This is a genomic window from Gordonia sp. i37, from assembly GCF_002043085.1.
Lineage (GTDB): Bacteria > Actinomycetota > Actinomycetes > Mycobacteriales > Mycobacteriaceae > Gordonia > Gordonia polyisoprenivorans.
This window is the reverse complement of the sequence record NZ_MVPX01000525.1, coordinates 1-17,453: the sequence shown is the minus strand read 5'-3', so window position 1 is coordinate 17,453 and position 17,453 is coordinate 1. Positions and strand designations below refer to the sequence as shown.

The 17,453-nt window shown below is 60.7% G+C and carries 13 protein-coding genes and 2 pseudogenes; 10 read left to right on the top strand and 5 right to left on the bottom strand.

Going from position 1 to position 17,453, the window contains the following annotated elements:
• The 3 genes from B1964_RS26085 to B1964_RS26075 all read right to left on the bottom strand — a co-directional run.
• On the bottom strand, window positions 1–720 hold a 720-nt coding region (locus tag B1964_RS26085), incomplete at its 3' end, for an AMP-binding protein (RefSeq protein ID WP_139765875.1).
• A 454-nt stretch (window positions 721–1,174) separates the two neighbouring features.
• A complete protein-coding gene (locus B1964_RS26080; protein WP_026920454.1) occupies window positions 1,175–1,681 on the bottom strand; it encodes a hypothetical protein in 507 nt (168 codons plus the stop codon).
• A complete protein-coding gene (locus B1964_RS26075; protein WP_231386862.1) occupies window positions 1,671–2,507 on the bottom strand; it encodes a hypothetical protein in 837 nt (278 codons plus the stop codon). The genes B1964_RS26080 and B1964_RS26075 overlap by 11 nt, the downstream gene beginning before the upstream one ends.
• A 668-nt stretch (window positions 2,508–3,175) precedes the next feature.
• Between B1964_RS26075 and B1964_RS26070 the strand changes: the two genes are divergently transcribed.
• Genes B1964_RS26070 through grpE form a run of 3 tightly spaced genes read left to right on the top strand, consistent with a single transcriptional unit; the run spans window position 3,176 to window position 6,644 of the window.
• Window positions 3,176–4,309: a tetratricopeptide repeat protein gene (locus B1964_RS26070; protein ID WP_020172993.1), complete on the top strand. Its 1,134-nt coding sequence runs from the start codon at window positions 3,176–3,178 to the stop codon at window positions 4,307–4,309.
• Complete coding sequence (locus B1964_RS26065) at window positions 4,309–5,817, top strand: Hsp70 family protein (RefSeq protein ID WP_020172994.1); 1,509 nt, start codon at window positions 4,309–4,311, stop codon at window positions 5,815–5,817. The genes B1964_RS26070 and B1964_RS26065 overlap by 1 nt, the downstream gene beginning before the upstream one ends.
• Window positions 5,814–6,644 carry a nucleotide exchange factor GrpE gene (grpE, locus tag B1964_RS26060; protein ID WP_079931872.1) on the top strand — a complete coding sequence of 277 codons (831 nt, stop codon included), beginning with the start codon at window positions 5,814–5,816 and terminating at the stop codon, window positions 6,642–6,644. Before B1964_RS26065 ends, grpE begins: the two co-directional genes overlap by 4 nt.
• A 761-nt stretch (window positions 6,645–7,405) precedes the next feature.
• On the opposite strand, the gene B1964_RS26055 is transcribed toward grpE, so the two are convergent.
• Complete coding sequence (locus tag B1964_RS26055; protein ID WP_253194205.1) at window positions 7,406–9,187, bottom strand: AAA family ATPase; 1,782 nt, start codon at window positions 9,185–9,187, stop codon at window positions 7,406–7,408.
• Between the two features lie 526 nt (window positions 9,188–9,713).
• Here B1964_RS26055 and B1964_RS26050 point away from each other — a divergent pair.
• From B1964_RS26050 to B1964_RS26040, 3 genes are all read left to right on the top strand, one after another.
• The gene (locus tag B1964_RS26050) at window positions 9,714–11,525 is read left to right on the top strand and encodes a hypothetical protein (protein WP_139765874.1); all 1,812 of its coding nucleotides are present in this window, start codon (window positions 9,714–9,716) and stop codon (window positions 11,523–11,525) included.
• 70 nt (window positions 11,526–11,595) lie between these two features.
• Window positions 11,596–12,261 (top strand): VWA domain-containing protein, encoded by a 666-nt coding sequence (locus tag B1964_RS26045; protein WP_020172999.1) that lies wholly within the window; start codon window positions 11,596–11,598, stop codon window positions 12,259–12,261.
• Between the two features lie 205 nt (window positions 12,262–12,466).
• Entirely contained in the window at window positions 12,467–13,444 is a 978-nt protein-coding gene (locus B1964_RS26040; RefSeq protein WP_139765873.1) for a protein phosphatase 2C domain-containing protein, read from the top strand.
• A gap of 651 nt (window positions 13,445–14,095) precedes the next feature.
• Here the strand turns inward: B1964_RS26040 and B1964_RS26035 are convergent.
• Window positions 14,096–14,333: pseudogene (locus B1964_RS26035) on the bottom strand (transposase); the annotation flags it as partial.
• Window positions 14,334–14,386: 53 nt separating this feature from the next.
• Here B1964_RS26035 and B1964_RS26030 point away from each other — a divergent pair.
• From B1964_RS26030 to B1964_RS31295, 4 genes and pseudogenes are all read left to right on the top strand, one after another.
• A pseudogene (locus B1964_RS26030) lies at window positions 14,387–15,278 on the top strand (IS256 family transposase); the annotation flags it as partial.
• A gap of 35 nt (window positions 15,279–15,313) precedes the next feature.
• The gene (locus tag B1964_RS26025; RefSeq protein WP_079931869.1) at window positions 15,314–15,721 is read left to right on the top strand and encodes an ATP-binding protein; all 408 of its coding nucleotides are present in this window, start codon (window positions 15,314–15,316) and stop codon (window positions 15,719–15,721) included.
• A gap of 201 nt (window positions 15,722–15,922) precedes the next feature.
• A complete protein-coding gene (locus B1964_RS26020) occupies window positions 15,923–16,237 on the top strand; it encodes a DUF5663 domain-containing protein (protein ID WP_020173004.1) in 315 nt (104 codons plus the stop codon).
• Between the two features lie 37 nt (window positions 16,238–16,274).
• Window positions 16,275–17,453 (top strand): DUF87 domain-containing protein (locus tag B1964_RS31295; RefSeq protein ID WP_253194204.1); only part of this gene is annotated, 1,179 nt, incomplete at its 3' end.

The following is a 17,453-nucleotide window of genomic DNA, read 5'->3' as shown; positions in this document are numbered from 1 at the left end:
CGCCCCCGACAGCCGGCGGGCCGACTCCGGCTCGGCGCCGATCCTCGACCACACCGTCGGAACCCCGAAGAACATCGACGCACCTGCGTCGGCGGCGCGGGCGTAGTGGTCGGGAGTCGGCTTGACGGTGTGGATCAGCCGGCCGCCGCGCCGCAGCGGTCCCAGCGCCCCCAGGATCAGGCCGTGCACGTGGAACAGCGGAAGGCCATGGGCGAGTGTGTCTTCCGACGTCCATGCCCAGGCGCCGGCGAGGGCGTCGAGGCCCGCTGCGATCGCGCGACGGGTGATCGGGACGCCCTTGGGCAAACCGGTGGTGCCGGAGGTGTAGAGGATCAGTGCGGTCGCGTCGGCGGGCGGTTCGGGGTGGGAGTGCCACGACTTGGCGTAGCGGCGTACCGGGATGGCGGGTAGCGACGTGTCGGCGGGGGCCTCACCCAACCAGGCCTGGGCGCCGGAATCCTGCAGGATGTGGTCGAGTTCTCGGCGTCCGGAATCCGGCGGCACCGGCACGATCGCGACCCCCGCGATCAGGCCGCCGACGACGGCGAGAACCGTCGAGGCCGTCGGCCGGGCGAGGACGGCGAGCGTGTGTGCCCCGCGAATACGTTCGGCCACCGCGGTCGCGGCGCCGACGAGGTCTTCGCGTGACAGACGATCGTCACCGACGACGACGGCATCGGAAAGGTCGGGTGCGTGGGGGATCAGCGACGGCAGCAGCACGGGTTCACTGTGCCACGGGACCACACAGGTCACCGAACGGCCAATTCATTCTGGCGGGCGGCGGTCCGGTGTCGCCACAACCACGCCAACACACCAGTAGCGAGCCCCGACGAGAACGGCCGGCCACTCGTCGAGATCGACCACGACGAGTGGCCAGTCCGCGAGGGTTTGCGGTATCCCGATCAGCGTGATGAGCACCCGGCCGGGCCGGTCCACATGTCAAAGCGAGTGCGCTGCGATCACTCCCACGGCATCTCCCGGCGATCGTCGATAAGTGCGATACCACCGGCTACTGACGGGTAGGCAATGGAGGCCTCCATCACCACGGTCGTCCACGCCGGCCAGGGGCGTCCGGAGAGGTCACGTCTTAACTCGTCTTAACCCCATCCGCCATTGCTAACCGAGCGAACGTCGTCGATCTGTAAAGAAGTCGGCCCCAACAGCCGGCGCCGTATCAACCGAGGCGCCCGAGTAGATCGACCATTCGATAGACCGCTTCACCGGCTGTGATCACGGCCTTGTGCTTGGCAGCCACCTCGTCGACTTTGTCGCCGCTGTTCCCTGTCGGTATCCACGTCGGATCTCCGCCGGCGCTCTGCGCGACACGCACCGCATGAAGAGGGCGATTCGAGATCGCGCGGAACTCCGCGGGCTCATTCGGATCGATGACGACAGTGACGAGTGCTCCTTCGGGTGTCAAGAGCACCTCTTCGACCGAATGCGACGCCGAAGATCGTAGAACCATTCGATTGATGCCCAATGGCCAACCGGGGAGTGAGACCGGTACGGACACCTTCTGCGTGACTGTCTCCATGCGACCGAACTTCCCGAAACGCTGCACGGTCTGGTTCTCTTGCTTCTCTCCAACCAATTGCAGAGGTCGACGCTGGCTGCGTAGTCGGTCTGCAACAGCCTTGGCCTGGCTGGTGAGTTGACTTAGGCGTGGGACGTCAATGGTCATCACACACTCCTTTCGCCTCGTCGACTATATGTTTGGCGATATACCATTCAATTTCAGGAAGCTTGTCGACCCATGCATTGTATGCATACACCCCTAACTGGCCGAAGTAGGTCGGCCAAATGAAGATCCACGCGAGTTCCCATCCTTGTCGGGATAGTATTGCATCGGTGATATCGGACGTGAGAATTTCGAGCTCGCAGTTGTTCTGACGTGCGAAGTCTTCTATGTGCGCGTTGAACACATTGCCCATTTTGGCGACGAGCTCGGTAACCTCAATTTCTACCCCCTGGATCATTTCTGCAATTCGTCGCACCGATTCCAAATGATCGAATTCGACTGGAATTGCGCCCCGATATTGCAATTCGATAGCGCCCGTCGTCCAGTCACGTTCACCGGGGCGTTCGACTGAATCGATGGTCTCGATGAAATTGAGAACGTGGGTCCAGCCGATACGGTCCAAGTCGACCTCGCCGCCGCGTGCAGCCCACTCGCTGATCTTCGACCGCATGACATTCAGGCGAAGGATCTCGATGTTGAGTGCAGAGGGATCCCATGTGTGCAGCGCCAGGATAGCTGCCGCGATATCACGCCACTGGGCATCGAGAGTCGGCCCCGACAACTCGAGCAGCTCATTAAATCTCTCCCGGATGCCTTCGTCAAATGCCTGCATCTGATCGATGAAGCCGGTATTTGCGCGGGGTGGCGGCGTGGAGGGCAGGTTGCCAATCGGACGACGTGCGCGGGCAGTGGCGGTGCCCGTAATAGTGTCGTTGTCAGATGAGGACAGCGACCAGAGATCCGCACCGCAGCAGGTGCATTGGGTCACCACCGCTCGGTTCTGTTCGGTCCCACAGACGCACGTGACGATCTCGGAAGCTGGTGACGTAGGTCCGTGGGGCTGGCGCTCGGGGACGTCGGCGGTAGGCGCCGCTTGGCCCGACTTTGCTGTATCGGGCCGAAGCCCACGATCTCGTCGACTACGCAGCTCACGGGATCTTGCCGGAGCAGTCGTCTGCCCGGTGGCAGCAGGTGGAGACTCGGCGCCGTTCGCAGGGCTCTTCCGCCGGGGGTGTTCGTAGTTGATCCTGTTGGGATGGGTGTAGTCAATTGGCATGAGTTGAGTTGCCCTCGACGGTTCGGTTGCAGGGTTCAAAAGTGGTAACTCGCGCGGCCACCATCTCAGAATCTTATGGACTACCTGGGTCGACCGCTGATCGCTCGATCGGATGACTGGTGGATTCGTCCAAACAGACTAACCGAGACTAACCGTAGGCAGTGGCTACAAGGGTCTCCACCGTACGGACTAATTCTTGGCCAATCGTTCCAGCACACTGCCGGATTGATCCAAACGGACTACAGGCTAGACCTGGGTGCAGTGATAGCTTCTGAGTTCTTAGCTTGGGAGAAGCCAGGGCTGCCGCGCCAGCGTCGACGCGGTCGCAGAGACCAATGGCCGCGAAATTTGGCGACGATCGAACTGGAGCGAAACACCCGATGGTTGAAGTCGACTACTACGAACTGCTTGGAGTCCCACCCACTGCCAGTCAGGCCGAGATCGAGGACGCGTCGAAGCGGGCGACGCGACAGTGGACCAAACGCGCGTCGTCTCCGAACATCGACGTACGGCACGAGGCCGAGACGAAGATGAAGCGCCTCCGGGAGGCCCGAGAGGTGCTGTTGTCGGGACCGCAGAGGCGCATGGCGTATGACCGCGAGCTTCAGCAAGGAGTGGTGCCGGCGGCGGCGCCGGTTCAGCAACCGGCAGCTGCGGGGGGCGGCACGGACTGGGTCGCTACTGCACGTGCGGCTCTGGCAGCCAATGACTACCATTCGGCGGCCTACGCGGCAAAGGAAGCAACAACCGTGCTCGGTGGGAACGCGGAATCGTGGAGCCTCCGCTCGCGCGCCAACTTGGGACTTGGGCGGGTCCAGGACGCTCTATATGAAGCGCGGCAGGCAACCGAGATTGAGATCAACAATGCGGAATACCACTTCAATCTGGGCAATGTGTATGAACAGGTCAAGGACTGGGTGAAGGCGCTGAAGGAGTATCAGGTTGCCACGCAACTGGACCCGACCAGCTTCGTCTACCCGCTCGCACAGGGATCTGTGTTGCAGCAGAACGGACTTCTGGACCAGGCGATCGATATGTACCGTCGTGTGTTCGCCAATCATCAGGGCTCAGAGCCTGTCCGCTACTACCTTGCGATGGCATTGCTCGAGAAGGCTGAATCAATTCCGAAGCTACAGCGTGACGGAGCCTACGCGATCACACAAGAGGACGAGATCCACCCTATGGGAGCGCTAGCCGGCGAAGCGCAGCAACTGTCGCGTGATCCAGAAGTGCAAAAAGCCTCAACGGATATCCTCGCGTACGTGAACAAGCAACGAGACGTGGTGTGGTGCTTGCCGAAGACGGTGTCCGATGCTCCCTTCGTCTGGTTGGGCGGGATAGTCGGAGCCTTCCTGTTGGGCCTCGTCGTTGCCGGATTTTCAGGTGGGTTTGCAGCGCTTTTGATCATCGGGTCTTTCGTAGCTGCGGGATTGGTCATCTGGCAATCGCGGGTTCCCAGGTGGAAGAGTTCGCAGCGTAAGAACTCACTTGCACTGATGATGGCCGGTCACTGATGGCGAAGGTCGTAGGCATTGACCTCGGAACAACGAACTCCGCCGTCGCGGTCTTGGGCGCCGATGGGTTATCGACGATAATTCATAATCGTGAAGGCGATAACACCACTCCCTCTGCCGTTTTGTTCGACGACGGGGAAGTAACCGTTGGAAAACAGGCAAAAAACGCCGAAACATCCCTACCTAACAATGTTGTCCGCTATGTCAAGCGACACATGGGGAACCCGGACTACAGATTCATTCCAGAGCGAACTGATGACGAGTATGGACCAGAAATTATCTCGTCATTCATCCTGCGATTCCTTGTTGACGATGCGTCTGACTTTCTTGGAGAGAAGGTCGAGGATGTCGTCATTACTGTTCCCGCCTACTTCGGTGATGCCGAGCGCACAGCAACACGGCAAGCGGGTGAGATCGCAGGGCTGAACGTGCTGCAGGTCATCAATGAGCCTACGGCTGCTGCGCTGAGCTTCGGCCTCAAAGGTGGCTACAACGGAAAGGTTCTCGTCTACGATCTGGGAGGTGGGACCTTCGATGTCACACTGATGAACATCTCTAACAATAACTTTACTGTCTTGGCTTCGGCGGGCGATCGAAACCTCGGCGGATTCGATTTCGACAACGAGCTCATCAGACTGGTCGAAGCCCGATATCGAGAACTCGGGGGAACGCTCGATCCAGACGATGACAAGCAACTCGCGCTGATCCGTGAGCAGGCAGAGGCGGCTAAGCATCGCCTTTCGACGAGTGACAAGGCCAAGATCAGAATCGGAACCGAGTCCATCACAGTAGTTCGCGATGAGTTCGATCGCGCGGTAGCGGACTTGGTCACCAGGACTCGGTACATTCTGGAAGACGTCATGGACCAATCCGGTATGTCCTACTCGGATGTGGATAAGCTCCTACTCGTCGGTGGATCAACGCGCATGAAGATCATCGAGCGGTCTGTGAAGGAATGGACCGGGTTGGAGCCCGACAAGAGTGTTCATCCTGACGAAGCCGTTGCGCTGGGTGCGGCAATAGTTGCTGAGCTGCGTAACGCCGCTGAGAGTGGCAAACCGCCAATCGTCAAAGCCAATGTGTCAGACGTGGTTGCGCAGGGCCTTGGGGTCGCTGTGCTCGCTGACGATGGATCGAAGATGTTGAATAGCGTGGTGGTCGCACCCAACACTCATGTGCCGAACCGAGTCGAAGCGAGCTCGTTCTCGACGGTAGGCGCGACCAACCAGATTAATTTGCAGATCACCGAGGGCGACGAGAATGGCGCAGAGTTACAGTACGTAAAGATCTTGGGCGAATCGCTACTCAACCTTGACTACGACTTGCCTGCCAAAGCTCCGCTGAGAGTCGTGTTCGTCGTGAATGAAAATCAGACGGTCGAGGCCGAACTTCACGATGCCGTCAATGGGCGACTCATCGGACAAATGGTGGTTGAACGAACGGCGAACCTGAAGGCCGAAGATGTGGTCTCACTACGTAAGCAGAGCAAAGCGATCGTGGTGCAATGACTTTTCAAAAGCCCGGTTCCCCATACAACAGCGACGTGGACGTAGCTCTAAACTCAGAAGTTTACGACGACCACTCGGGGCGGATTGAACCTATTGCACCGCCAAATACGACCGCTGATGAATCATCGACATCCGGAAATCCTGAAAGTCGGGGAATCGATCCAGATTTCCAGTGGGATTCGGAAGTAACTGCACCGCCTACGAGTGACGTGTCCAGTGATTCCACCCCTTACGGAGCAGGTGCTGTGGATTATCATGAGGTCTCGTCGGCAAAGTATGTGGAAGGTGCCGAGGATGCTGGAATGCCGGGTGGTACGCCTTATTCAGCAGAGGCCGCCACTTTATTGGCTCAAATGCACGGGCGCTTCGACAGAATTGAGAGCGCGATCAGTTCGGAAAGCGGTATTGTGGCGCGCAACTACGAGCAGTCGCTGCTTGTGCTGCGAGACCGGGCGGTGGCCGCGGAGACCGGTGTATCGCACTCACTATTGCGCCCGATCGCGCGCCAGATGGCTGCGCTCATCGATCGGGTGGAGTTGGAGGCCTCGAGGCGACAGGCAGATCCGTGGTCGTTGACCGCCAGCCTTGTAGACGAACTGCTCGACATTCTCGAAGATTTCGGTGTCGAGACGATCGAGTGCACGCCGGGAACCGAAGTCGACAAAGCCCGGCACCGTGTGGTGCGAAGCAATGTTCGCCGAAGTGATCAAAGCGATGAGCTGCGGATCGTTGAGCGGATTCGGCAGGGTTACGAGGTTGGTGGATACGTTGTGCGCCCGGCCGAGGTCACCGCTGAGTGGGTATCGCATCGCCCAACATATAGTTGACCACCGTGATAACCAACGAGAACTGTTGCGCAGTTTTCAGATAGGAAGGGTTAGTAAATGGCAGAGACAGGTTCGTCATCTCGAAGTGGCGAATACACCGAGGTTCACAAGTGCCGCAACTGCGGTCGAGCGTTCTGGGGAAAGCGATCATGGAATCGCGTCACAGTGAATTGTCCGCATTGTGGTACCGGAAACTGAGCGATAGTCGGCAAGAGTACAGTCGCTTGTTACAGTAGCCGGGTTGGTTCGGATCCCTGGCGTTCTCGTGGGGGACTAAGGACACACATTTCGGTGCAGGAGCCTCCGCGGGTGAGTTCTGGCAACGCTTCTGGTGTGGAGTCCGTGGGCCCGCTTGCTCAGTACGCGTGGGTGGGCGTTGGTTGCTCGCCTGCGTGCGTTGGTGAGTCCTTGACGCAGCGCGTTGGGGGATTCGATTCGTCGTCGCGGTTCAACCAGGCGACCGATGCCCGCGAAATGCTGATCCACGAAGCCGGACAAGTACGCGATCCCCCAGGGACTCGGCCGCCGAGCGATGGCACGGGCAACCATTCCCCATGCCATCAAAGGCACGCGGGTGCAGGGCGCGAGGCCGTGTCCACCGGACCGCCTCGGTTATCACCCCTGAACACGGCACCACACCCGCGGACCAAAGCTCCCAGCCGACACCGGGCGGTTCCCTAACGATCGCGTGAATGGTCAATGCTTTCTGGATGCGCTGGGAGATGCCCGTGATGCGGACGCATCGGGGCTGCCGAAGCCCATCAGCGGAGCCATACATTCCATGCTTCGCCGGACCTCTTGATTCGTGTCACCACCACTTCGGGTGGCACCGTCGGAAGATCAAACATTGCGCGGGCGAGCGGGTTGATGAGCATGGCTTCGACGACGTTGGCCACGCCACGGCCACCGAAGTCGAGGTTCTGTGTGGCTCCGGACTTGAGGGTTTGGATGGCCTCGTCGGAGATGACCAGTCGCGCTCCGGTGGTCTCGCGGACACGGTTGCCTATGTTGTTCACGAACACGTCGACCAGTTCGTTGCCGACGTCCTCGGACACGAAATCGAATACGACGACGTTCTCGCCTATGCGATTCAGAATCTCCGGCCGGCCTAAGTCTCGGGTGAAGTGCTCTGCGACCGCAGCGCGGATGGTTGTCTCCACCTCTCGGTATCCGGCACCGCGGGTGATTCGTGGCGTGCGCAGTCCGTCAGGTCCGACTGTGTAGACCCCGAGGTTCGAGGTGAACACGATGAGTGCCTCGGAGAAGTACACGGTCGATCCGTTCCCGTCGGTCAGCCGTCCGTCCTCGAGGATCTGAAGAAACTTGTCGAAGATCTGCGGATGCGCCTTCTCAACCTCGTCGAACAGGATCAGGCGGAACGGCTGTTGCCTGACGGCGTTGGTCAGTTCACCCCCGGCGTTGTGCCCGATGTAGCCGGGTGGCGCGCCGATCAGTCGCGCTTCGGCGCCCTCGTGTGCGAACTCGCTCATGTCGAATCGAAGAAAGGCGTCGTTACGCCCGAAAACCAACTCGGCCACAGACTTTGCCAGCTCGGTCTTGCCCACACCCGTCGGACCCGCGAAGAAGAGAACGCCTTGCGGGCGCCCTCCGGAGCTCGCGGTTTGGGCGCCGGTTAGTCCCATGGTCGATCGGATGAGGATGTCGACGGTCTTGCGAACTGCGGCAGGCTGACCGAGGACACTGCGGTTCAGAGTCGCCGCGGCCTCGCGGATCTTGGCTTTCAATGCCGGGTCGTGCCACGGGTTGTCCGGAATGCCGACACGGTAGGTGCGAACTGCATCTTCGATACGGGCTCCGGGGATTCCGCGATCGATGGCCAGTCGGTTGATCTCATTGATCGAACGCAACGTCAGGCCACCCGTAAGACCGGCGTAGCGGTCGATCAGCTCAATCGACGCCTCGTCGAGCTCGCGGTCGAAGGGGATGGGCACTGCATTCGGGAGTGAATTGATAAGAGGTCGAATTAGATTGCGTCGATCGCCAAGCGACGGGAGTGGAATCGAGATCACTCGGACCAGATCGTTGCCAACGATCCAGTGGGGAAGGTCGCCTTCGCGGTCGACCATCCAAAAGATCGTGTTGTAGAGCGGCGTGCGGTGCGAGCCGGCAACACGATGACGGACAGCGGTGAGAAGTGCTCGCTCCGCGGTGACGAGGAGTTCGTGCAGTTCTCCCCCCAACGTTTCTGACTCGGTGCGGAGGCGGGAGGCACCTTCAATAACCAGGCAGCAAGAGTCCTCTGCTGAGGCGACCAGCCGGATGAGGACTCGAAGTTGTCGTGTCAGGGACGCTTCGTTGCCCGCGACCTTCTCGGCATCGCGGATGAGTGTTGAGGCGACGTGTCCCTGCTCGGAGAGAATTCCGAGTCCTTCGGCGGGATTGAACGAGACTATATTCTGGTGACCCGCCTGGGACAGCGCGTGGACTAGGGCCGAAGTGATGTCGAAACTCCGGTACGGCGGACCTCCGGGTTTATCGGTCGGTATCAGGGCGAAATCACGAAGGTTGCCGGTGAGGACCACCTGAGGATTGGCGGCGAGGGCGATATCGACCTCTCGGATCCACGTGGGCGTGGTCCGGTCTGCGTGTGCGAGGGTCACGGCGGAAACTCTCCAAAGTGGCTGGTCATCAGTGCATGAAAGGAATACTCTGCCATGTAACGGCGGTGGGCGTCTATCTCCCGAACGCGTGAACAGCGCGGACGGCGAGCCTTTGCTCGTCTGAGTTCAAGAGACCGGGTCTGCTGAGGTTCGTGTGGGTGGATCAATCAGTGGCACTACGATTAGGGGTCCCTGTGGTTTCTGTCTGGTGACTGTTAGTGGCGGTCGGGGTCGGCAGTTTCTTGAGCTACGAAAGGTAATGGGGACGTGGGGCCATCCCCGGACTCAACACAATCGTATGGATGGACGACAGACTCCTCCACGATCTTGCCGCTAAACTTCTCGCAGACTTTGATCGAGGGAAATCCTTGGGTGCGCTCAGGAATAACTGAAAGCATGACGTGCCGACGAATTTAACCCTCTCGCTACTAGCTAGAGAGGTTCCGGTTTGGCACGCACGTTCGAACGCTCGACGATTGGCCCGATCGACGGGTCGACGAAGATCGCTGCCGGCGGTCAGGGGACTGTTTACCATGCATCGAAAGTAAAGACCTCCTTCACCTCCAATATGGTGTACAAGGAGTACAAGCCGGAGGTTATCAGCAAGCTCAGCCGGAGTGCATTGGCCGCAATGCCGGATTTTCTCGAGAAATTGGGCCATTCGGAAGCGTCGAAGCTCATCGAGTTTGCGGCGTGGCCATGCGCGCTGGTGACCAACGCAGGTTCGGTCACCGGATTCGTGATGCCAGCCATTCCCCAGAGATTCTTCATGACGATCAACCTCGCGAGCGGCCCGAAGCGTGTCGCCGCGGAGGTCCAGCACATCATGAATTCCCGACTGGTGGATGCCAATCGGGGGCTGAAGATCACCGACCGTCAGCGCGTCGAAGTACTCAAGGAAGTCGCTGAAGCGCTTGCCAAGCTCCATGCCCGGTCAGTGACGGTTGGGGACATCTCGCCCAAGAATCTCTTGTTCTCGCTCTCGCCACCAGTGTCGGTCTACTTCATCGACACCGACGCAATGCGAGTTGCGAGTCGTTCAGTGGCAACGCAACTCGAAACTCCAGGATGGGAGATCCCATCAGGAGAGGAGTTGGCCACAGCTCAGTCGGACATGTACAAATTCGGGCTGATGGTGCTCCGAGTGCTGGTCGGCGACCAGGGAACGAGAAGCCCCGACCAGCTGCCCACCAAAACCCCGAGTGCCATCAAGACCGCCGTTCGAGCATCGATCACAGGCCCCAAGACCGGTCGTCCGTCGGCGGCTCAGTGGCATCAGATTCTCGACACGGCCTTGCGGACTCACAAGGTCCTGAATCTTGTGGCCGTGCCCAAACCAACGCCCGCCGGTGCGCCGCCCACACGACAGCGAGCCACTGTCGCCACGACTGCTGGCCCGTCGCAAGCCGCATACACATCGTCGACGCCGTCCACACCGTCATCCACGCGAAACAGTCCACCTCCTACTTCGCAGAACCGGCAGGCCGCAGCTGCCTCTGCCATGGTGAAGGCTCGCTTGGCACATGATTGGACCGTCATCGGGTGGGGTGTGACGGCAGTGGTCACCGTGCTGGCCCCATACCTTCTGGGCCATTTGGTGATGAGGCGTACAGCACTGCTTGCGCCGTCAGAAGCCGTGTACGACGGTGCAGTTCGAGGTGTCTTCGATGCCTTCTTGGCGGACTACCTCGCCGGGGTGGTGGTGATCCTTGCCCTGTTGGCCGCGTTCCTTCTACTACGCCCATGGCACGGCCGAGTGATTACGGTCGTCATTGGTGCCGCGCTGTTGATCTCAACGTTCGTGGCTGCCGGGAAGGCGTCGACGGCTTGGGCGTCAGCGGAGGCCGATGCGGCCGAGAAACTCCGTACGACGGCATTTCCCTTCCAAAAGCGATACAAGACCTGTGAGGTGTGGACCTTCAACGGCGAGAACGGACTACAACAGGCCGAGTTGTGGCAGGTGTACCTGACGTCGACAGTGAGCGCATCCGGGTGCAACAAGATCGAGGTGTACCGCGGATGGACATTTGTCGGGTACCGACAGCTACGCAGTGACCTCGAGTTCCAATCGCCGGTGACCATAAGCAATCCGGGTTGGATGGAGCCGCTGAATGCGGACTCGGGACTGCTGGGTGTCCAGACAACCACCGCCGCGGGAATCGACGAGCCCGTGAATCCGGTGGTCACCTCGATGCAGTTCGCCACTAGCGGGGGATACCCCGTCTCGTTCAGCCTCGACGGCATCCGGCAGCACCAATAGGCCAATAGGAGCCCCGCGAGTGTCCATCCCACAGAACCACAACATCCGTATCAGGGAAAGGAAAACAGCGATGCCAGAGCCCAAGGGTAGGATACTCCCGGTCTACCTCGTGGTGGACGAGTCCGGGTCGATGGACAGCGAGATACACCATCTCAACACAGGATTGACGAGTCTTCTGGCAGCACTTCAAGAGGAGCCGTTCGCAGCCTCCAAGGTGCGATTCTCGATCGTCGGGTTCGGGACCAGTGCCGTAACCAGGTTAGAGGCAACGGATCTCAGACTGTTACCGGAGATGCCGACGCTGACCATCAGCGGGTCCACCTCGTACCGCGCTGCGCTCGAAGAACTCAGTCACCGGATATCGGTCGACATCCCACAGATGAAGAACGAAGGGTACGAGGTGGTCCGGCCGGCAGTGTTCTTCCTCACTGACGGTGCCCCCAATCCTGGGGATGGCTGGGAACCGGTTCTCGCGGCATTGATGCGGGAGCGGACGCATCCCAATCTGCTGGCGTTCGGAATCGGGTCCGCGGTTACCGCGACAATCGTGCAACTGGCGTCGGATCCGGCGTACGCATTCGTGACTGCAGTGGGGTCGGATACCGGTGTCATGCTGAGCCAGTTCATCGAGGCGCTGACCCAATCGGTGATCTCGTCTGGCCACAGCGTCGGCACGGGTGGCGGGATCGTGATCGAGCCCCCGGCGTCATTCCAGATCGCCGCGGAAGTGATGTGACGTGTCGGGCTGGGAGGCCATCCGCGGATGGTGGGAGCGGCTGTGGCTTAGGCCCGCTGAGGTCCGCAACCGCGCCACTGTGGGTACGCACAGCAGCGCCGTGCATGGACCCGAGTTCGCCGGTTCGACCGGTCGTGACGAGATAGCCCATTCCGATACCAACACGTTCGCACCACTCGCGTCAGCACAACGGACGCCTGCGGGTATGCACCTGAGTGCCCCACCGGGGCATGACTCCGAGCAGGTCGCATCTGTGATGGGAACCCTACGTTGGCGGCCGGTTTCGGTGGGTACCCCGGGCCCGCGGTTGGAGCCCAAGCCGACGTCCGAGAAGTTCCGGTCGTTTCCGTTCCGCCCCGACACTGTCGTCGACGGATGGAGTACCGGGAAGGTTACGGTGCGAGGTGCGTCGCTGCGAGGGCATGCACACCGCTACTACGGGCAACCACGTCAAGACGACTTCGTGGTCCACGTGCTGCCGACTGGTCGGGTCGTGGTCGCCGTCGCCGATGGCGTAGGCAACTGCGTGCACGCACATGTCGGTGCAACCAGCGCCGTCCGGTATGTCCCACACTGGGTGCAGGCATACGCTGCCGAGGTTGGGTCCGCGATCGATTGGGACGAACTGATCCGAGGTGCGGCCTGGACGATCGTCGAACAGGCGAAGACCACTCTGGGCCTGGAAGAACCCGATCGAACTGCGGCCGCGCGCGACTTCTCCACGACACTGGTAGTGGCGATCGTCGATCCTCGTGACGACGGCAGTGCCGATGTCCGGATCACCGATGTCGGCGATTCAGGCGCATGGCTCCTCTCACGCGAAGGATTCGAATCGCTGATCGCCGGGAAGTCGGCTGACGAGGGCGGGATCACGAGCTCAGCGGTATCGGGTCTGCCGCGAGTGCCGCAGACGCTGCAGGTCAGGTCTGTGGTACTCGAACCAGGCGAGGTGCTGCTGGTCGGCACCGACGGTATCGGGGATCCGCTGGGAAGTGGCGAAGGTGGTGTCGGCAACCTTTTCAAGGACGTTCTGGGCGTCGGAGTCCCATCACTCCTGGAATTTGCCAACGCCGCCGACTTCAGCCGTGAGACGTTTGACGACGACCGTACCTTGGTTGCCGTCTGGCCTGATGCTGCTGTCGCGGCGGGTGCCGAAGGAGGTGACTCACAGACCTACTACTAATACGGTCGGTGAATCGAGGGTTCTTCCAGAATGGAATCGAGTTCAGGTCCCGCCGCCGACCATCGGCGTCGACGCCCGAAGGGATATTTAGCATGCCCGGATACAACCCGTCGTGTGGCAACTGTCACCGCTGCGCGAAGTGCAGGGGGGATGGCACGGTCACCGAGGTGAAGTACGAGAAAGACTATCGCGGAAAGCAGTTGCGAACCGAGGTCCGCAAGACCTGTCCATCGTGTAACGGTGTCGGTGGGCGCGTCGGTGTGGGTCCTCACGATCACCGGTGAGGAAGCTTGATCGTGGCGCCGGAACTCCCGGCGCCACGATCTGCTGTGCCGTTCAGTCAGTTGCTGATCCAGGCCGGCTCAGTCCGCAGTAGCCGTTGGACAAGCACGACGGCACGACGGAAGTTGCTGTTTGGCCCAAGAGGCTTCGGCAGGCGACTCGCCGGACTCGACTGCGACTGGATGCCCATGGATGTCGACCTTGCGGGCGTTTCCCCAGCTGGCGTCTGGCTGTAGTGTGTTGTGCAGGCGCGCTTCAGTGGGTCAAGTCCTCTGGCGTGGTGTATAGGTTGATCCTTCGTTCGGGCGTGTCGTTTTAGGTGAGTGCGGGTAACTCCTTCTTGGGTCGTTCGGTCGTGTCGAGGTAGCAGCGGCCTTCGATCCATTCGTCGTGTTGTTCGGCCAGGACTGCCCCGACGAGTCGGATCACCGAGTTGGGGTCCGGGAAGACCCCGGCAATCTCTGTGCGCCTGCGTATTTCACGGTCGAGGCGTTCGTTGGGATTGTTCGACCAGATCTGGCGCCACACCTCCTCGGGGAAACGCGGTGAACGCCAGGATGTCGGCTCAGGCTGTGTCGAGATGCTCATGGACGGCCGGCAACTTGTCGGCGAGGTTGAAGTTCTCACATTCCCACTCGAAAGGAACGACCACTATGACCGCTGTCGCTGGCGGGTATCGACCCTGCCCGGTTTCTTCATGAGCACCTCACCCAAGCGTCCCCGGATCTGATGCGGGAAATGCTGACCACCTTCATCAACGCCCGGCTCTCGGCCGAAGCCGATGCGGTGTGCGGTGCCGCCTACAACGCCCGCAGCGATGAGCGCGTCACTTCCCGCAACGGCTACCGCCACCGCGACCTCGACACCCGGGTGGGCACGATCGAGGTCGCGATCCCCAAGCTGCGGTCGGGCACCTATTTCCGGGATTGGCTGCTCGACGGCGCCGCCGGGCTGAGGCCGCGTTGTGTTCGGTGGTGGCCACCTGTTACCTGCTGGGGGTGTCGACCCGGCGGATGGGCAAGCTGGTCCAGTTTCTGGGGATCACCGGCCTGTCGAGGTCGCAGGTATCCACGATGGCCGCCGACCTCGATCAGAGAGTCTCCGAATTTCGTAGTCAGCCTTTGGATTCTGGTCCGTACACATTCGACGCGGCAGACGCGTTGACGATGAAGGTGCAGGAGGGTGGTCGGGTCATCGACGCCTCGGTGATGGTGGCGACCGGAGTCAACGCCCACGGGCATCGTGAGGTGATGGGGGTGCAGATCGCGACCAGCAAAACCCACGCCGGCTGGCTCGCGTTCTTCCGTGACCTGTGCGCCCGCGGGCTGAGCGGCGTCAGGTTGGTGACTTCCGATGCCCATGCCCGGCCTTGTGGAGGCCATACGAGCGACGCTGGGCGGGGCGACGTGGCAGCGGTGTCGCACCCACTGCGCTGCCAACCTGATGAGCGTGCCCGAAAGCAGCGTGGCCCGGCGTCAAAGCGCTGCTGCACTCGGTCTATGACCAACCCGACGCCGACGCGGTGGGCGCCCAGTACGACACGATGCTCGACACCCACGCCAGGTCTCCGAACGCGAAGCCAACGGAATTACCCTGCGGATCACCGCCGCGAGGTTCCCGGCAGTCAAGACGGTGGCGGACTTCACCTTCGATCATGTGCCCTCTCTGCCGCGGGATGTGATCGCACATCTGGCCCCGAGTACCTGGATCGCCAAGGCAGACAACGTGACCCTCCTCGGGCCACCCGGAGTTGGGAAGACGTATTTGGCGATCGCGCTGGGGATGAAAGCCGCCCACAACTCGTATCCGGTGCTCTTCGATGCCGCGACCGGCTGGGCGGCAAGGCTGCCCGAGGCCCACACCGCGGGACGGTTGGCCGCGGAGATCAAACGGCTGCGCCGCTGCCACCTACTCAACATCGACGAGATCGGGTATCTGCCGTTCGATTCCGACACCGCGAACCTGTTCTTCCGACTCAACCAAGGGCTGCTTTAATTCATCCTTACAATTATCGCTTCGAACGCGACAAGGTGCACCAACTGACTGCCGGCCGATACGTCAAAGTGGTCCGCTACTCCGGGACGGGGAAAGTCTCCAGCGTCCACTTCACCAAACGCCTGGCTGGCGCATGGATCAGATCAATCAAACGGGGAAACGGTACCGAGCGCGTAATGACGACGTGACCAGGAGGTTCCTATGATTGATCTCCACGCAATACTTGCAGAAGCACTGCATTCCACCCTGCCTTCAGACGCGCTGGAGCAACTTGCCCAGATCGCGTACGCGGAACTCGAACGGCGTACTGGCGAAAGGATCTACGATACGTTCACGCTGCTGGCATTGAAGGCTTTCGAAAAGGCGCTCGACATCGGAGACGACGAGCTGACGCTGCAGATCCTGCAAGCAGAGTGCCCCCAGTACGAGCAAATCGTCAAAGAAGAAGTCGAGCGCATCGTTTCCGAGACTGTAGTGCGGATCAGCGCTCTGGTTGTCGATGGGGAAGCGGGGTAGCGGCTGTCATTCGAAGTCGGGAAAAGGAGGACCTCCAGTGAACGAAGCACTCAACAACCGCCACGACAGCCTTACGATCTCTGCCCTGCGCAGCAGTGACTGCGACAGCGATGTCGACGTTCCCCGTGGCATTCTCTCCATGATGCAGCTGCTGCCGGACGTCTCGGTGACAATGCGGGCGGGCGTGTGCGAGAGACAAGGTCCCGCGCATCTGACCATCGATGTGGAAACCCCGTCCGAGCAGCTGCGAGGAGAGATGGCGCACCTGTTTGGTCAAACTGCCGAGGTCACACGACGACGGTGCGTTCCGATGCTGCAGGAGCATGTATGGCCAGGCAGCCCCGAAGCCTCAGGCTTAGGCTTCTTTCCGACTGCCGGTGGTCAGCGTCATTGGCGTGCACCACGGATGCCCGTGGAGGCTGAACTTGCACGCGTATGGCACGCCCTCGCGTATTGGCCGACTGGACATCTCGAGATCCGGCTCGCCGCAGCCGCGGATTCAACCTACCGAATCGGCGTCAGGCTCGTGGGCTCAAGCGCTCCGACCCTCGCTGTACGTGGTGCGATGACAGACGCCTTCCCTGGACTGACCTTTCGGGAAGCCGGCGAGTGCTCGGGGGACTTCGTCGGCGAGACAACGGAAGCGGAAACAGTACTTGCTGTCGGCCTCCCGCTGGGTCGCGCTCACGTGCCAGGTTTTCTGGTGGCTCCGGCTGCAGCAATGCCAGTAGCGCTCACTTCGGCGCGCGCGCAAGACAAGGCCGAGGTGTTGAGCCTGGGCGCAGCGGTCACCGATGCGGGTGTCCTGATTGACGAGCGCCTCAGTGATTCCGAACTGCTGCGTCACGTTCATATGGTCGGGGCGACAGGGACCGGCAAGAGTACCCTGCTGTCGAATATGGTCCATCAGTTGGCTCACAGCGATCACGGCGCACTGGTCCTCGATCCACACGGGACACTGGTCGACCGGATCATGACGGAACTCCCCGAGTCAGTGGCCAACCGGTGCGTCGTCGTTCGTGCCGACGATCTGGAGAACCCGCTTCCCTTGAATCCGCTCGCAGCACGCGATGAAGCTGCCCGGGAGACAGCCATCGCTGACATCGGGCAGATGTTCTACGAGCTGTTTGATCCGAAACATACGGGGATTGTGGGACCTAGTGGCGCGAGTTTGAAGTTGTTGGACGGTTGGCTTTTTCTAGGATCTGTTCGGCGG